15 protein-coding genes are annotated in these 16,390 nt (G+C 32.6%); 2 read left to right on the top strand and 13 right to left on the bottom strand.

Going from position 1 to position 16,390, the window contains the following annotated elements; all coding sequences use genetic code 11:
- Positions 1-26: 26 nt before the first annotated feature.
- The 12 genes from ftsA to AB3G39_RS05230 all read right to left on the bottom strand — a co-directional run bounded on the left by ftsA (position 27) and on the right by AB3G39_RS05230 (position 13,746).
- The gene (gene ftsA / locus AB3G39_RS05285; RefSeq protein WP_367755049.1) at positions 27-1,406 is read right to left on the bottom strand and encodes a cell division protein FtsA; all 1,380 of its coding nucleotides are present in this window, start codon (positions 1,404-1,406) and stop codon (positions 27-29) included.
- A 7-nt stretch (positions 1,407-1,413) separates the two neighbouring features.
- Complete coding sequence (locus tag AB3G39_RS05280) at positions 1,414-2,136, bottom strand: cell division protein FtsQ/DivIB (RefSeq protein WP_369766178.1); 723 nt, start codon at positions 2,134-2,136, stop codon at positions 1,414-1,416.
- Positions 2,123-3,472, bottom strand: a complete 1,350-nt coding sequence (gene murC, locus AB3G39_RS05275) for a UDP-N-acetylmuramate--L-alanine ligase (protein WP_369766177.1) — start codon at positions 3,470-3,472, stop codon at positions 2,123-2,125. Before murC ends, AB3G39_RS05280 begins: the two co-directional genes overlap by 14 nt.
- 39 nt (positions 3,473-3,511) lie before the next feature.
- The gene (murG, locus tag AB3G39_RS05270) at positions 3,512-4,603 is read right to left on the bottom strand and encodes an undecaprenyldiphospho-muramoylpentapeptide beta-N-acetylglucosaminyltransferase (RefSeq protein WP_369766176.1); all 1,092 of its coding nucleotides are present in this window, start codon (positions 4,601-4,603) and stop codon (positions 3,512-3,514) included.
- A gap of 40 nt (positions 4,604-4,643) precedes the next feature.
- Entirely contained in the window at positions 4,644-5,933 is a 1,290-nt protein-coding gene (locus tag AB3G39_RS05265) for an FtsW/RodA/SpoVE family cell cycle protein (protein WP_367771940.1), read from the bottom strand.
- A gap of 76 nt (positions 5,934-6,009) precedes the next feature.
- The gene (murD, locus tag AB3G39_RS05260) at positions 6,010-7,341 is read right to left on the bottom strand and encodes a UDP-N-acetylmuramoyl-L-alanine--D-glutamate ligase (protein ID WP_367771942.1); all 1,332 of its coding nucleotides are present in this window, start codon (positions 7,339-7,341) and stop codon (positions 6,010-6,012) included.
- 1 nt (position 7,342) lies between these two features.
- The gene (mraY, locus tag AB3G39_RS05255) at positions 7,343-8,572 is read right to left on the bottom strand and encodes a phospho-N-acetylmuramoyl-pentapeptide-transferase (RefSeq protein ID WP_367755060.1); all 1,230 of its coding nucleotides are present in this window, start codon (positions 8,570-8,572) and stop codon (positions 7,343-7,345) included.
- 6 nt (positions 8,573-8,578) lie between these two features.
- On the bottom strand, positions 8,579-10,042 hold the full coding sequence (locus tag AB3G39_RS05250) for a UDP-N-acetylmuramoyl-L-alanyl-D-glutamate--2,6-diaminopimelate ligase (protein WP_367771944.1): 1,464 nt from the start codon (positions 10,040-10,042) through the stop codon (positions 8,579-8,581).
- On the bottom strand, positions 10,039-12,042 hold the full coding sequence (locus AB3G39_RS05245; protein ID WP_367771946.1) for a penicillin-binding protein: 2,004 nt from the start codon (positions 12,040-12,042) through the stop codon (positions 10,039-10,041). The genes AB3G39_RS05250 and AB3G39_RS05245 overlap by 4 nt, the downstream gene beginning before the upstream one ends.
- Positions 12,033-12,380: an FtsL-like putative cell division protein gene (locus AB3G39_RS05240; protein WP_367771948.1), complete on the bottom strand. Its 348-nt coding sequence runs from the start codon at positions 12,378-12,380 to the stop codon at positions 12,033-12,035. The genes AB3G39_RS05245 and AB3G39_RS05240 overlap by 10 nt, the downstream gene beginning before the upstream one ends.
- A 9-nt stretch (positions 12,381-12,389) precedes the next feature.
- Positions 12,390-13,298: a 16S rRNA (cytosine(1402)-N(4))-methyltransferase RsmH gene (rsmH, locus tag AB3G39_RS05235; RefSeq protein WP_369752517.1), complete on the bottom strand. Its 909-nt coding sequence runs from the start codon at positions 13,296-13,298 to the stop codon at positions 12,390-12,392.
- On the bottom strand, positions 13,273-13,746 hold the full coding sequence (locus tag AB3G39_RS05230; protein ID WP_369752518.1) for a division/cell wall cluster transcriptional repressor MraZ: 474 nt from the start codon (positions 13,744-13,746) through the stop codon (positions 13,273-13,275). Before AB3G39_RS05230 ends, rsmH begins: the two co-directional genes overlap by 26 nt.
- Positions 13,747-14,133: 387 nt before the next feature.
- Here AB3G39_RS05230 and AB3G39_RS05225 point away from each other — a divergent pair, with 387 nt between their 5' ends.
- Positions 14,134-14,907: an alpha/beta fold hydrolase gene (locus tag AB3G39_RS05225; RefSeq protein ID WP_367755072.1), complete on the top strand. Its 774-nt coding sequence runs from the start codon at positions 14,134-14,136 to the stop codon at positions 14,905-14,907.
- 31 nt (positions 14,908-14,938) lie between these two features.
- The gene (gene yihA, locus AB3G39_RS05220) at positions 14,939-15,559 is read left to right on the top strand and encodes a ribosome biogenesis GTP-binding protein YihA/YsxC (RefSeq protein ID WP_367755074.1); all 621 of its coding nucleotides are present in this window, start codon (positions 14,939-14,941) and stop codon (positions 15,557-15,559) included.
- A gap of 97 nt (positions 15,560-15,656) precedes the next feature.
- Here the strand turns inward: yihA and AB3G39_RS05215 are convergent, their stop codons facing one another.
- Positions 15,657-16,346, bottom strand: a complete 690-nt coding sequence (locus AB3G39_RS05215) for a hypothetical protein (RefSeq protein ID WP_369752519.1) — start codon at positions 16,344-16,346, stop codon at positions 15,657-15,659.
- Between the last annotated feature and the right edge of the window lie 44 nt (positions 16,347-16,390).

Here is a 16,390-nt window from a genome sequence, read left to right as displayed (position 1 = left end):
GTTGTTCTATTTTATTTAGGTTTACCCTATTCCGCGTTGTCTAAAAAATCTTTAATCTTATCTACATATCGGTCAAAAAAAGATCTTTTTATTTTATCTCCTGTAGACTCTTCCTTCTTGGCATGATTAATCCTTTTTTCTTCTTCATTTTCTTCAGGAATATCTTGATAACTTTCGGCAATTGGAGCGCGATAAACTGGAGCTTTTGGTTGTGGCACCTCTTCCTTTCTAATAGCGCTTTGCGTTTTATTTTCAATGCTATTCATTACTAATCCTACAGCCGTAGCATATAATGGGCTTGAAAACTCTTCATCAGAATCACCTGCTAAATGCTCATTAGGATATCCAATTCTAGTATCCATTCCAGTAATATATTCCACTAACTGCTTAATATGCTTTAATTGTGCTCCACCACCAGTAAGTACTATTCCTGCAATTAGTTTTTTACGAGGATCTTCATGACCATACGCTTTAATTTCAGTAAAAACTTGCTCCACAATTTCAACAACGCGTGCGTGGATTATTTTTGACAAATTCTTTAAAGAAATTTCTTTAGGTTCTCTCCCTCTTAATCCAGGTATAGAAACAATTTCATTGTCTTTATTTTCACCTGGCCAAGCTGAACCAAACTTTACTTTTAATAATTCTGCTTGTTTTTCAATAATAGAACACCCTTCTTTTATATCATCAGAAATTACATTTCCACCAAAAGGAATTACTGCTGTATGACGAATAATCCCGTCTTTAAAAATAGCTAAATCTGTTGTTCCTCCACCTATATCAATCAAAGCTACACCCGCTTCTTTTTCTTCTTGACTTAGGACTGCATCTGAAGATGCTAATGGTTCTAATGTCAATCCAGATAATTCAATCCCCGAACTCTGAATACAACGACCCACATTTCTTATAGAGGACGCTTGACCAACAACAACATGAAAACTAGATTCTAGTCTGCCACCATACATCCCTATTGGCTCTTTAATTTCAGACTGCCCATCAATTTTAAATTCTTGTGGTAAAACATGGATTATTTCTTCTCCAGGTAACATGGCCAACTTATTTACTTGATCAATTAGCAATTGAATATCATCACCACCTATCACTTCTTCTGGATTACTTCTGCTGATATAATCAGTATGCTGAATACTTCGGATGTGCTGTCCAGCAATTCCTACAACTACATCTTTTATTTTATACCCTGAATTATTTTCTGCTTCATGTATTGCTTGCTGAATGGACTGAATTGTTTGAGTAATATTATTTACAACACCTCTTGCAACACCCAAACTTTTAGATTTACCTACGCCTAAAATTTCAAGTTTACCATATTCGTTTTTTTTGCCAATCATGGCAACAATCTTGGTAGTCCCAATATCTAGACCCACTGCAATATTCTCTTTTTCCATTATCTATTTATTTTGTACAAACTACTTGTTTAGTAAATCTCAGGTCAATCTTTTTATATTTATATAAAGAACTATCTAAAACTGCTTTTTGAAAAAAGGCCTTGTAATCTTTGAATTTTTGTTCCACATTTACCAATCTTCCAAAATCAATTTGATAATTAAAATTTCTATTGAACATTTTTAAGCTACCATTAGGCATAATTTGAATCGCAATGATGTTTTTTTTCAAAAAATCATCGTCATAAATTACATGAAATAATTGAGCTAAATCTTCGCTATTTTTTTTATTTATCTCCCCCGAAACAAGTAGAACTCTAGCTGTAAAATTATCTGATAATGGCATCCTACCCCCTTCATAGTCAACATAAAACGAGTGTTCACCTTCGAAAACCCTTGCTATAGGAGTCTTTTGTTTTACTACTGCTTTTAGAACACCATCAATACTTACAAACACATCTGATTTCTCAATCATAGCATTTGAATCCAGTATCCTTTCCAGCTTATTCAAATCTAATTTATCTTTTTCAATGCTTGAAGCATTCTCTTTATTTTCTATTAACAATTTATTAACCGTTTCTCTTTTCACAAAAAGAGCGTTATCTCCTACAAAAACAACTACGGATTTCTTTAATTTTCTATGTTCATTTCGATTTGACGTAAATGAAAACAGGAAAATTACTAATCCTAACATAAGAAATAATCTAATATTTGTCCAGTTAAATATTCTCATTTAGCGCTTGTTTTATTGACACTACCATTTCCCCAATATCACCTGCTCCAATAGTAACAATTATTTGAGCATTACTTTCCAAAATAGTCTTTATTAATTCTTCTTTTTGAACTAATTTTTTATGCTGATTATCAATTTTAGACAACAACCAATCCGAAGTAATTCCCTCAATTGGCAATTCACGGGCCGGATAAATATCCATTAAAATAACTTCGTCAAAATTAGACAAACTTTTGGCAAAATCATCAGCAAAATCCCTTGTTCTACTAAATAAATGAGGCTGAAATACAGCCAAAACTTTTTTATCAGGATACAATTCTCTTACTGCCTGATGCACAGCATCAATCTCAGTAGGGTGATGCGCATAGTCATCAATGTAAACTAAGTTTTTTGTTTTAATTTGATACGAAAACCTTCTCTTAACTCCTTTAAATGATGCTAAGGCTACTGCAATGGCCTCGGTTGGGGTGCCGAATATTTCAGCCATTGCAATAGCCATTAAAGCATTCATCAAATTGTGTCTTCCTGGTAAACCAAAACGAAAATCTTTTAAAATCCCTTTTGGAGTATTTATATCAAAAACATAACTCCCATTTTCAATTCGCACATTAAAGACATTGTAAACAGCATCTTCATTTACCGCAACTGTCACCCCTTTTAAAGGCAAATCTTTAGTGATAAATAATTTATTTTTATCCTCAATTTTATTTGCAAATTCTACAAACGATTCTTCTATAGCATCACTTGTCCCATAAATATCTAAATGATCTGCATCCATAGATGTGATACAAGCAATATTAGGATGCAAATGCAAAAAAGAACGATCGAATTCATCCGCTTCAACTACCGTAACTGTTTTACCACTACCTATTAAATTTGAATTATAATTTTCTACAATTCCTCCAATAAAAGCTGTTACATCAACCCCACTTTCATATAAAATGTGCCCTAGAATACTTGATGTTGTTGTTTTTCCATGTGTACCTGCCACAGCAAAGCAAAAAGTGTCTTTTGTTATTATACCTAAAACTTCCGCTCTCTTTTTTACTTGATATTCTCTTTCCAAAAAATAATTCCATTCAGAATGCATTTTTGGTACAGCTGGCGTAATAATCACCAAAGTATTTTCTACATAAAAATTTTTCGGAATTAAATCAATATTATCTTCAAAATGAATTTCAATTCCACTTTCAATCAATTCTCTCGTCAGCATCGTTGGCGTTTTATCATAACCCGAAACTTGCTTCCCGATATTCTTAAAATACCGTGCCAAGGCACTCATTCCGATGCCACCAATTCCGATGAAATAGACGTTATGTATTTGATTTAAATTCATTGTTTTTAATATCTTAAAGTCCGTTGAACTTACTGTTTGTTATTTTTTAATTAATTTCACAATTTCATCAGCAATTTGCTTTGTTGCTTCTGGCATTGCTAGTTGTTTTATATTTTCGCTTAGCTGCTTTTGCTTTCCTTCATCTTTTAAAAGGGCCTCAAAAACAAGACTGAATTGAGAATCCAAATCTGATTCTTTTAAAAGCAATGCTCCTTTTTTGTCAACAATTGCTTTTGCATTTTTTGTCTGATGGTCTTCTGCCACATTCGGTGATGGAATAAACAGCACCGGTTTTCCAACAATACATAATTCTGATACGGATGAAGCACCAGCACGTGAAATAATAATATCTGCTGCTGCATAAACAAAATCCATTCTTTCGATAAAAGAAACAACCTGAACATTCTCCGTATTGTATTTTTTATAATCTTCGTAATATAATTTTCCGCATTGCCAGATAATCTGAACATTTTGAGAAACAATCTTATCTAATTCTTTTTCAATTAATTGATTCATTCTTCTAGCACCCAGACTTCCTCCAAGAACAAGCAACGTCTTTTTATTAGGATCTAAATTAAAATATTCAATTGCGTCCCCTCTCTTACTTTCGATATCAATCAAATCCTGACGAACTGGGTTACCCGTAAAAACCATTTTTTCTTTTGGAAAAAAACGCTCTAAATTTTCATAGGCAACACAAATAGCACTTGCTTTTTTGCTCAATAACTTATTTGTAATTCCAGGATAAGAATTTTGTTCTTGAATTACAGTAGGTATGCCCATTGTATTAGCTACTTGTAATAATGGTCCACTAGCAAAACCGCCTGTACCAATAACTACATCTGGTTTAAAATCCTTAAGTATCATTCCGGATTTCCATAAACTATCAACTAATTTAAAGGGAAACATCGCGTTTTTTAAATTAATCTGACGTTGTAAACCAGCAATCCACAATCCTTTTATATTGTAACCCGCTTGAGGAACTTTTTGCATTTCCATTTTATCTTTGGCTCCTACAAAAAGGAATTCAGCATTAGGGAAACGCATTTTTAATTCATTAGCAATAGCAATTGCAGGATATATATGTCCTCCCGTTCCTCCACCACTTAATATGAATTTATATTGTTTCATTTAATTTAAAATTACTGTTATGAAATACTTCAATTAAATATTATTTATTCATCACCGCATCCATAGGATTTCCAGCTTTATCTTCAATAGAATAATCCGAATTAATTTCTTCTTCAGAAGCTAGCTCAGCATCAATTAATTTTTGAAGCGCTTCTTCTCTTTTAGCTGCTACTTTTAATTCTTCCTCTATTTCTTCGTCTTTTTTAGTCACGCTTATAATGATACCGAGTGCAAAGCACGTCATCCAAATGGAACTTCCTCCGCTACTGATCAAGGGTAACGTTTGCCCTGTAACCGGCAGTAACTCTACAGCTACGGCCATATTTATCATGGCTTGAAATATCATTGGAAAACCGAGCCCTATGACGACTAATTTTCCAAATAAGGTATTTGCTTTATGCGAAGCAATGACAAAACGGAATAAAAGCAGAAGGTATAAGGTAAGAACACCAAGCCCTCCAATTAAACCGTATTCTTCGACTATGATAGCATAAATAAAATCAGAAGAAGATTGTGGTAAAAAATTCTTCTGAACACTTTTCCCCGGTCCTAATCCATAAATTTTACCTGAAGCAATAGCAATTTTGGCTTTCTCAATTTGGTAATCATCTTCGTCTGGTTTGTCGGTTGTAAAATTTTCAATTCGACTACTCCACGTACTTACCCTACTAAAAAATCTAGAATCAGGAAACGCTTTGGAAACAAGCACAAAAAAGGCAAGAAAAACAATACCTGAACCAATTATAAAACCAATATATTTTATTGGGTATTTACCAATAAAAACAAGCATAATTACCATTGAAAATATCAAGGCTGTTGTAGAAAAATTGGCAGGTAAAATAAACATTAAAGTTATAAATACGGGAATCCAAAGTTCTTTTAAAGATTCTTTAAAATCAATTGGTTCTTCTCGAGTTTTAGATAAATACCTAGCAACATAAATGAACAACACTAAGGATGCTAATGTTGATGTTTGAAATGTAATGCCCACAAACGGAATTTGAATCCATCGACTTGCATTAGCACCTGCAATTACCGTTCCTTTGATTAAGGTATAAGCCAATAATATCCAAACAACAGGTAATCCCACTTTAGAGATGGCTCTAAAATAATGATATGGCACTTTATGAACAAAATAAATAATAGTAAATCCAATACAAATATGAGCTAAATGTTTTACCAAATAACCCAATGTATTACCCGTCCCATGTCCTAAATAGGCTAAATTACTACTGGCACTAAAAACAGGCATAAACGAAAACAGCGCTAATAAAGCCACGAATGACCATATTACTTTATCTCCTTTTAAATTACCTATTAATTGCTTCATTTCAAAATTTGTTTAAAGTTTCACTTGTTTAAAGTTTAAAAATGTTCAACCTTACTCTTTATAATTTACCTTCTTTCTATAAGTTTTGTACCGCTTGTTTAAATTGTTTTCCTCTATCCTCATAGTTTTCAAACAAATCAAAACTTGCACATGCAGGCGATAACAATACAGTATCCCCTTTTTCGGTCAAACGTTGCGCCATTCTTACGGCATCATTCATATTGGTAACTTCAACCATAATATCAACTACATTACCAAATGCATCAATTATTTTTTTATTATCGACTCCTAAACAAATTATTGCTTTTACTTTTTCACGAACTAATGACATCAATTCATTATAATCATTCCCTTTATCGACACCACCTACAATCCACACTGTTGGTGTGTTCATACTGTCTAAAGCAAAGAAAGTAGCATTTACATTTGTCGCTTTTGAATCATTGATATATTGAACATTTTGAATTTTCAATACTTTCTCCAAACGGTGCTCTACTCCTTGGAAATTAGATAAACTTTCACGAATTGTTGCTTTTCTAATTTGCATCAATTTAGCCACAGAGGTTGCTGCCATTGCATTTTTCATATTATGTTTTCCTTCCAAAGCAATTGACTCCGTGTCCATTTTAAATTCCTCTTGATTAATTGATACTTCCATTATGTTGTTTTTGATAAATGCTCCTTCACTAAAAGTTTTTGTTAATGAAAAAGGGATTAGTTTTGCTTTTGTTTTATTTTTATTTAGCCATTCATTAATAGCCTCGTCATCTGCGTCATATATGAGGTAATCATCCTCTGTTTGATTCATTGTTATTCTAAATTTTGAATCAATATAATTTTCGTATTTGTAATCGTATCGATCTAAATGATCCGGACTAATATTGGTAATAATTGCTATATGAGGTTTGTAATCTTTAATGCCATCCAATTGAAAACTACTTAATTCTAACACATAGGAATCAAATGTGTCATCAGCTACTTGCCAGGCAAAACTCTTTCCAATATTACCCCCCAAACCGACATTCAATCCAGCCGATTTTAACAAATGATAGGCTAACATTGTTGTCGTAGTCTTCCCATTACTTCCAGTTATCCCAATAGTTATTGCTTTTGTAAAAGGAGCCGCAAATTCTATTTCTGATATCACAGGGATCCCTTTTTCGATTAGTTTTTTAACAATTGGAGCTTTTTCTGGAATACCAGGGCTTTTCATAACCACGTCAGCATTCAAAATCAAATCCTCAGTATGTTGTTCGTCTTCGAAATCAATACCATTACTTACAAGAACTTCTTTATAGTTTTCTTTTATCTTTCCAAAATCAGACACAAAAACATCATATCCTTTTTTCTTACCTAGGATTGCTGTTCCTACTCCGCTTTCTCCGCCGCCTAATACAACTAGTCTCATGTTATCTTAATTTTAAAGTAACAATTGAAAGTATCGCTAACATGATAGCTACAATCCAAAAACGAGTTACAATTTTACTTTCATGATAGCCCTTCTTTTGATAGTGATGATGTAAAGGAGCCATTAGAAATATTCTTCGTCCTTCACCAAAACGTTTCTTGGTATATTTAAAATAGGTCACTTGCAATACCACCGAAAAATTCTCAACTAAAAACACTCCGCAAAATAATGGAATCAACATTTCTTTTCGAACTGCAATCGCTAAGACGGCAATAATCCCACCGATCGTCAAACTTCCAGTATCTCCCATAAATACAGATGCTGGATACGAATTATACCATAGAAATCCAATTAGTGCCCCTGTAAAAGAGGCGATAAAAACCGTCATCTCGCCCGAATTAGGGATGTACATAATATTCAAGTAATTGGAGAAAATAATATTTCCTGAAACGAAAGTAAAAATACCTAATGCCAGTACGGATATTGCCGAAGTTCCCGCGGCGAGTCCATCTATACCGTCAGTTAAATTAGCCCCATTAGAAACTGCTGTTATAATAAAAATCACAATAGGAATAAAGATTACCCAAGCCCATTTTTCATATCCTTCTCCAGTCCAAGCTAATAATTCAGCATAATCAAATTCATTGTTTTTGAAAAATGGAATTGTAGTCGCTGTCGACTTTTCTTCCAAAGGAGCTTCATAAATAACATTCTCAGTGGTCATCTTAAAAACATCACTTTTACCCGTATCAGTACGTACTGTTACACTTGGATTAAAATATAGAACTGTCCCAACAATTAAACCTAACCCCACTTGTCCAAAAACTTTAAAAATCCCTTTTAGTCCTTGCTTGTCTTTTTTGAAAATTTTTATATAGTCATCTACAAAACCAATTGTTCCCATCCATAAAGTCGTAACAATCAACAAGACAATATAAATATTATGCAATTTTGCGAATAACATAACTGGTAACAATGTGGCAAATATGATGATTAACCCCCCCATTGTAGGAGTACCTGCTTTTTCGTTTTGCCCAGCCAAACCTAGTTCTCTAACTGTTTCACCTACTTGCTGATTGCGTAAAAAATTGATAATTCTTTTACCATAAACAGTAGATAATAATAGTGATAATAAGAAAGCCAATGCCGATCTAAAAGTGATGTATTGAAAAACACCAGTTCCAGAAACATTCATCGTTTTATCTAAATATTCAAATAAGTAATACAGCATATTTTACTATTTATGAAGTTGTTCTAATATTTCTTTTACAATTTTCATATCATCAAAATCATGGCGAATTCCCATAATTTCTTGATATGTTTCGTGTCCTTTTCCTGCTATTAAAATAATATCATTGGGTTGAGCCAATTGACAAGCTGTTTTTATAGCTTGTTTTCTATCAGTAATTGTCAAGATCTTTTTATAGTTTTGAGGAGCAACACCCGTTTCCATCTCAGTTAGAATAGTATCTGGATCTTCATTTCTAGGGTTATCGGATGTAAGAATTGCTTTGTCACTCAAATCAGAAGCAATCCCAGCCATAATAGGACGTTTTGTTTTATCTCTATTACCTCCACAACCTACAACTGTAATCAATTGTTCGTTTTTGGTTCGAATATCATTGATCGTTTTCAAAACATTTTCTAATGCATCCGGAGTATGTGCATAATCCACAATAGCAGTAATATTTGACTCAGAAACGATATATTGAAATCTTCCTGAAACACTTTCCAATTCAGATAACAATCTTAAAGTTTCTAAACTATCTAAACCTAATTCAATAGCGGTTCCGTAAATAGCCAAAACATTATAAGCATTAAAAGTTCCAATTAATTTTACCCATACTTCATTTCCATCAATTTTCAATAACAATCCTGACAATTGATTTTCTAGGATTTGGGTTTTATAATCAGCATACGATTTTAATGCATAGGTGCGCTTTTTGGCCGCTGTGTTTTGCAACATAATTGCCCCATTTTTATCATCAGTATTTGATAATGCAAATGCCGTTTTTGGAAGATGATCAAAAAAAGATTTTTTCACATCTCTATATTCAGCAAAAGTGGGATGGTAATCCAAGTGATCGTGTGATAAATTGGTAAAAACTCCACCCGCAAAAAATAATGCCTCCGTTCTTTTCTGATGAATTCCATGTGAACTCACTTCCATAAAACAATAATCAACATTGGCTGCTTTCATTTCTGCCAAGTAATAGTTGATTGTTATAGAATCTGGTGTTGTATGAGTTGCTTTATATTCAACATCATCAACCATTATTTTAACGGTAGACAATAACCCAACTTTAAACCCTGCTTTTTTAAACAATTGATACAATAAAGAAGCAATTGTAGTTTTTCCATTGGTTCCTGTAATCCCTACTAATTTTAAACTTTCCGAAGGATTTCCAAAATAATTAGCCGCCATATAAGCCAAAGCCTTGTTTGTATCCAATACTTGTACATACGTAACTCCTTTTACTAAAACTTTAGGAAAGGCATCGCAAACAATTGCTTTAGCACCTAAATTAATTGCTTTTTGAATAAAATCATGACCGTCCGAAATAGCCCCACGAATAGCTATAAAAATATCATTTTGCTCTATTTTCCTAGAATCAAAATCTATTTTGTTAATAGCAATATCCGTTGAACCGTTTATAGACTCAATAGCTACTTTATATAATATGTCTTTTAGTATAATCACAATAATTCTAATGTTATAGTTGTGTTTTTTATTATATTCTGACCCGCTTGAAGCGATTGCGTTTTTACTTTCCCCATTCCTACCGCTTTTACCTTAATGCCTAGATTTTCTAATAAAGCAACTGCATCCATTCCCGGCATCCCTTTAACATCAGGAACCAGTTCTTGTTGTTTTTGTACTTTAGCAAAGTAATTGTTATAGCTATCTTCTTGTTTTGGGACTTTCTTATTTAATTTTTTAATTTCATTAGTCGAAGGCACATCTGTAAATATTTTTTGTGCAATTCGCTTAAAAACTGGTCCAGCAACATCGGCACCATAATAATTATTGTTCACTGTACTCGGCTTATGCACGACTACAATACACGAATATTTAGGATGATCTGCAGGGAAGTACCCTACAAATGAAGAGGCATAGTATTTTCCTGCTCCTCCATCTTTGGCATAATTAACGGCAGCAGTTCCCGTTTTTCCAGCCATTGAAAATTCTTTGGAAAACAATTTAGAAGCCGTTCCTTTTTTAACCACATTAGCCAAGACTGCTTTTACTTTCAATAGAGTTTCCTTAGAACATATCTTAGGATTAATTACTTCTTTTTCGACCTTTACAATCGTTTTATTCCATTCTTTAATTTCAGAAACAAATTGTGGTTTCACCATTTCACCATTATTTGCTACAGCATTATAAAAGGCCAACGTTTGCATTGGCGTAACCGAAACACCATACCCAAAAGCCATCCAAGGAAGTGAAATATTAGACCAATTCTTGTCAGAAGGTTGCGGTATAAACGGCCTACCTTCTCCTTCAAAATCCATATTCAATTTTTTATTCAATCCATACGAATTAACGTGGTTTACAAACTTGGTAGGATTATTTTTATAATTATCATAAACCGCTTGAACCATTACCGTATTTGAAGACAACTCAAAACCTCTAGCCAATGAGATCTTACCATATCCTCCTGTATGAGAATCCCTTACCGATTTTCCGGAATATTTAACTACCCCACCATGTGTATCATAAACAGTACTTGTATCCGCCACTTTATCTTCAAGAATAGCCATTAAATCAGCCAATTTGAACGTTGATCCCGGCTCATGCGATTCAGCTACAGCATAATTTGTAGTTTCATAATAAGTACCATCGTTAGCTCTTCCTAAATTAGCTATCGCTTTTACCTTACCAGTTTGAGTTTCCATCACGACAACACAACCATGATCCGCTTGGTAATCTTCCAATTGCTTCAATAAAGCATGATGTGCAATATCTTGAATATAAACGTCAATAGTCGAAATTACATCGTAACCATCCTGAGGATCTACTTCATTTATATCACGTATGGGTTTCCATTGCCCTTTCGCAATTTTTTGTTTTAAGATTTTACCGTCTTTACCGTTAAGATATTTTCTATATGCCCATTCAATTCCTTTACCATCAGAAGTTCCATTGGAATTTCGACGCTCATAGCCAATCGTTCTTTCGGCAATTTTACCTATCGGATGCTCCCTAACGGTCTTTTGCTCAACAATAATTCCTCCTTTGTAAGCTCCTAATTTGAATAAGGGAAATCCTTTTATTTTAATATAATCGGTATAACTTAAATCACGAGAAATCAAATAATATCTATTATTATTTGCTCTAGCTCTTCTTAATTCATTTTGATAAAAACTACTCGGTTTATCTAGAACTGTAGCTAAAGAATCTGATAATGCTTGAACATTTTTTTCGAATACTTCTGCTTTTGGTGCCAAAGCATCAAAACGTATTTCATAATTAGGAATCGAAGTAGCCAATAAACTCCCATCAGATGAATAAATATTTCCTTTATTAGAAGGAATTACAAAATTCTTAACCGTTCTTTCTTTGGCTAATTTTCTATAATAATCCCCTTCAACCCATTGAATATTTGTCAATTTCACGGCAATCGCAATCGCTATCAAAAAAATAGCAAATGCAACCAGATAGATTCGGTACGATATGTATTTATCTTCTACTGCCATAATTTTTTAAGAAAACTTTTCTCTTCTTCTTTTTTTACTTTTATCTTAATTGGAGGAACTGTTGATGGAAAAATTTCTTTCTCAATCATTTTTTCAGAAACTGTCGACTCCATTTTTAACTTCATTAACTGTGAACGTCTGTCCACAAATTCGGATCGCAATTCTTTGACCTCAGTTGTTAACTGAGCTATTTGAAAAACTTTTTGTTCAAAACGTTGTGTATTTGCAATCATAACTATAGCCAGTAATATTAAAAAAACTATAAAACGCCAATTTTTTACCGCGTCATCATCGATAAGAAACTTAGCTTTCAATATACCGTAAATGCCTTTTTTCATTACCTTAAATTATTTCTTTTCGGCTATCCTTAGTTTTGCACTTCTCGCTCTATTATTAACTTTAATTTCCTCATTTCCAGGAATAATTAATTTACCTATCGTTTTAAAAGGAACAGAAAAATTACCAAAAAAATCACGCTCAGGCTCTCCATCAAACATTCCGTTTTTCATGAATCGCTTCACTAATCTATCTTCTAAAGAATGATATGAAATAACACTCAACCTTCCACCTGGATTTAAAATTTCTAATGATTGCTCCAAAAATTCCTTTAAAACATCCATCTCTTGATTCACTTCAATTCGAATAGCTTGGTAGATTTGAGCTAAAATTTTATTCCTAACTCTTTCCGGTAAATATTTTGCCAAAACTTCTTTTAGCGCATCGGTTGTTTTTATTGGATGCACTTCTCTTGCTTCCACAATTGTTCTTGCCAAAACAGGCGCGTTTTTCAACTCACCATAATCTAAAAAAACTCTTTTCAAATCTGCTTCGTCATACTCATTCACCACTCTGTATGCATTCAAATCGTTTTTTTGACTCATCCTCATATCCAATTCCGCATCAAATCGAGTTGAAAACCCTCTCTCCGCAACATCAAATTGATGTGAAGAAACGCCTAAATCACCCAAAATTCCATCTACACTTTTCACTCCGTAAAAACGTAAAAACCGCTTAATAAATCTGAAATTTTCATTAATCAACACAAAACGATCATCATGCAAGGTATTCTCTAAAGCATCTTCATCTTGATCAAATGCAAAAAGCTTTCCTTCAGGCCCTAACCTACTCAAAATCTCCTTAGAATGCCCTCCTCCACCGAAGGTCACATCTACATATATACCGTCAGGCTTTATATTTAAACCATCTACAGATTCCTTTAGTAAAACCGGATTATGATATTCCATTGTCGTCGTCATTTATATTTCCCATTACATCTTCTGCCAAATCAGCAAAATCAACATCTTCTCCGCTTATTGATTTTTCATATAAATCTTTATCCCAGATTTCAACAATATTTACTGCTGATGAAAAAACAACATCTTTTGTAATATTTGCAAAAACAACCAAATCTTTAGGAACTAATAATCTTCCCAAAGAATCAATCTCAACAATTTTAACTCCCGCAGTGAACCTGCGTATAAAATCATTGTTCTTTTTAACAAATCGATTTAACTTATTAATTTTCAACATCATCAAATCCCATTCTTCCATGGGATACAGCTCAAGACACGGTTGAAAAACAGAACGCTTCAAAACAAAACCGTTTTGAAGAGATGGCGCCAATTGCTTTTTCAAAGGAGCTGGTAACAGCACCCTTCCTTTAGCATCGACCTTACATTCATATGTTCCAACAATTGTATTCAAACAAATAGCTTTTAAATGATATAGAGCAAAAATATGAAAAATATTACCACTATTTACCACTATATCCCACTTTGTTGATAAGTTTACCCGCTTTTAGAGAAAACACCTTAATTTTTGGACTGTCAGACTGTTAGCATCTTAATAATTTAAGTGTAAGAATATTCAGGCTATCGAAAAAGTGAGCAAATTATAATCAATAATTTAACGTTAAGACGATACTATTTATATTACAAAAAGTCTTGCGAAAATTGAAATCCAAAGGATTTAGAAGCAATCCATCTATTAAAAAATAAATGATTAATTATATACTCAAAAATCGCATTCAAAAATTCTTTTTAATTTATTAAATCATATATTTGTGAAAATTGAAAAATCGCATTCATAAACATGGAAAAAAACTATAAGAAAGAAGGCAGATACAGTTATTATGAAGCTGGAGAAGGAACGCCTATCGTAATTTTACACGGGCTAATGGGTGGACTAAGCAATTTTGATGCAGTTGCTGAACACTTTTCTGATAAAGGATATAAAATAGTTATTCCAGACTTACCATTATATACTCAAAATATTTTAAAAACTAATGTTAAAAATTTCGCTAAATACGTTAAAGACTTTATTACTTTCAAAGGTTTTGACAGAGTAATTCTTTTAGGAAACTCATTAGGGGGACATATCGCATTGTACCATACAAAAATGTATCCCGAAAAAGTAGCGGGACTTGTAATTACAGGAAGTTCTGGGCTTTACGAAAGTGCAATGGGAGACAGCTACCCAAAAAGAGGTGATTATGAATACATTAAGAAAAAAGCCGAAGATGTATTTTACGATCCTAAAGTAGCAACCCCTGAACTTATTGACGAAGTATATGCCTCCGTTAATGACCGAATAAAATTAATAAAAACGCTAACGATAGCTAAAAGTGCGATTAGACACAATATGGCAAAAGATTTACCTAAGATGCATGTACAAACGTGTATTATCTGGGGTAAGAATGACAAAGTAACCCCTCCTGATGTTGCAGAAGAGTTTAACAAATTGTTACCTAACTCAACTCTATATTGGATTGACAAATGTGGCCACGCAGCAATGATGGAACAACCGGAAGAGTTCAATCGTTTGCTAGAAGACTGGTTAACACATACCCATTTATCAGTTCATTAAATTTATAAAGGAGAATTTATACCTAAAAAAAATGAAAATTAATACAGCCGAATTTGTAATTAGCAATTCAGATGTCTCAAAATGTCCTAAGGACTTTTTACCTGAATATGCTTTTATTGGCCGATCAAACGTAGGAAAGTCATCATTGATAAACATGTTGACCAACCAAAAAAAACTAGCTAAGACTTCTGGGCGACCTGGAAAAACACAACTGATAAACCACTTTTTAATAAACAACAATTGGTTCTTAGTTGATTTACCAGGATATGGATATGCTAAAGTTTCTAAAAAAACAAAATCAGTTTTTCAGCAATTTATTACGGATTATTTTGAAACAAGAGAGCAATTAGTTTGCGCCTTTGTTTTAATTGACATCCGACATGAAGCTCAAGCCATAGATGTTGAATTTATGTCTTATATGGGTGAAAGTGAAATTCCTTTTTGTATTGTTTTTACAAAAGCAGACAAAATTAGCAAAGTAAAAATTGACTCTCATATCGCAGCGTATAAAAAGAATATGTTTGCCAATAACTGGGCAGAAATGCCTCATTATTTCGTAACATCAGCTACTGAAAATATTGGAAAAGAAGAACTACTTTCCTATATAGACGAAGTAAATCAGGAAGTTTTCAAAAACAATGGACAGTTTTAAATTACTGTTCATTATCCACTTCAAAAAGAAGATTTTTATACCAAAAAAAGTACAGCTAGCGCTGTACTTTTTTTTTACTTTATATTTTAAAAAGAAACTATTTTGATTCCAACAAATGAATATTCTTTTTTGTACTTTCATCAATATCATCTTTTATTTCAAGATTTAGGACTTTCCATTCTTTATATATTAAATACTGATATAAAATATAGAACAAGGAATTAAAAAACCAAAAATCCAATAAGAATGGCTTAGTGAAAATCACTGAATCACTATTTCCACTTAAAAAGATACTAGCACTACTAGCCAAATAAAGTATTAAGCCGTTACAAAAATAAAAATAATCGCTTTTATCCTTTTTAATATTAAACACTAAAAACAAAATTCCATAACTAATTAACAATAGTGATGTAATACCAATTTCAAGCATATTAAATTGCCAATAAATAGATGGATCTATTGAATATTGAATTCCTAAAAAAAGAAGAACTGCTATTAATAAAAATGCAACAATTTTTTTTAAAAATCCAATTGAGAATATATTATAAAAAAACAGACTCATTGCAACAAATTGAAAAACAAAATAATAATGAGACAAATAAAAATTTTCTCCTGGCCTTAAAAAACCTATTAGATTGCAACAAAATTCAATAATAAACAACAAAATTAAATAAACAGTAATTATACGATACAAAACATCCTTGTTTTTTCTTGCCAAGTAAAATCGTATCCCGTTAATAAGTAAAAAAAACAAACCTACTAAACTAACAATAAATGGAAATAACATATCATCAAGATTTAATTGCAGACTAATTTAAAAATCAAATTTCC

The sequence above is a fragment of the Flavobacterium sp. WC2416 genome (assembly GCF_041200095.1).
In the GTDB taxonomy this organism is placed as follows: domain Bacteria; phylum Bacteroidota; class Bacteroidia; order Flavobacteriales; family Flavobacteriaceae; genus Flavobacterium.
This window is presented reverse-complemented; position numbering and strand designations above follow the sequence as displayed.

Excerpts from the sequence above, each read along its gene's own strand:
- ftsA (WP_367755049.1), bottom strand. The coding sequence starts at position 1,406 with ATGGAAAAAGAGAATATTGCAGTGGGTCTAGATATTGGGACTACCAAG.
- AB3G39_RS05280 (WP_369766178.1), bottom strand. The coding sequence starts at position 2,136 with ATGAGAATATTTAACTGGACAAATATTAGATTATTTCTTATGTTAGGA.
- murC (WP_369766177.1), bottom strand. The coding sequence starts at position 3,472 with ATGAATTTAAATCAAATACATAACGTCTATTTCATCGGAATTGGTGGC.
- murG (WP_369766176.1), bottom strand. The coding sequence starts at position 4,603 with ATGAAACAATATAAATTCATATTAAGTGGTGGAGGAACGGGAGGACAT.
- AB3G39_RS05265 (WP_367771940.1), bottom strand. The coding sequence starts at position 5,933 with ATGAAGCAATTAATAGGTAATTTAAAAGGAGATAAAGTAATATGGTCA.
- murD (WP_367771942.1), bottom strand. The coding sequence starts at position 7,341 with ATGAGACTAGTTGTATTAGGCGGCGGAGAAAGCGGAGTAGGAACAGCA.
- mraY (WP_367755060.1), bottom strand. The coding sequence starts at position 8,572 with ATGCTGTATTACTTATTTGAATATTTAGATAAAACGATGAATGTTTCT.
- AB3G39_RS05245 (WP_367771946.1), bottom strand. The coding sequence starts at position 12,042 with ATGGCAGTAGAAGATAAATACATATCGTACCGAATCTATCTGGTTGCA.
- AB3G39_RS05240 (WP_367771948.1), bottom strand. The coding sequence starts at position 12,380 with ATGAAAAAAGGCATTTACGGTATATTGAAAGCTAAGTTTCTTATCGAT.
- rsmH (WP_369752517.1), bottom strand. The coding sequence starts at position 13,298 with ATGACGACGACAATGGAATATCATAATCCGGTTTTACTAAAGGAATCT.
- AB3G39_RS05225 (WP_367755072.1), top strand. The coding sequence starts at position 14,134 with ATGGAAAAAAACTATAAGAAAGAAGGCAGATACAGTTATTATGAAGCT.
- yihA (WP_367755074.1), top strand. The coding sequence starts at position 14,939 with ATGAAAATTAATACAGCCGAATTTGTAATTAGCAATTCAGATGTCTCA.
- AB3G39_RS05215 (WP_369752519.1), bottom strand. The coding sequence starts at position 16,346 with ATGTTATTTCCATTTATTGTTAGTTTAGTAGGTTTGTTTTTTTTACTT.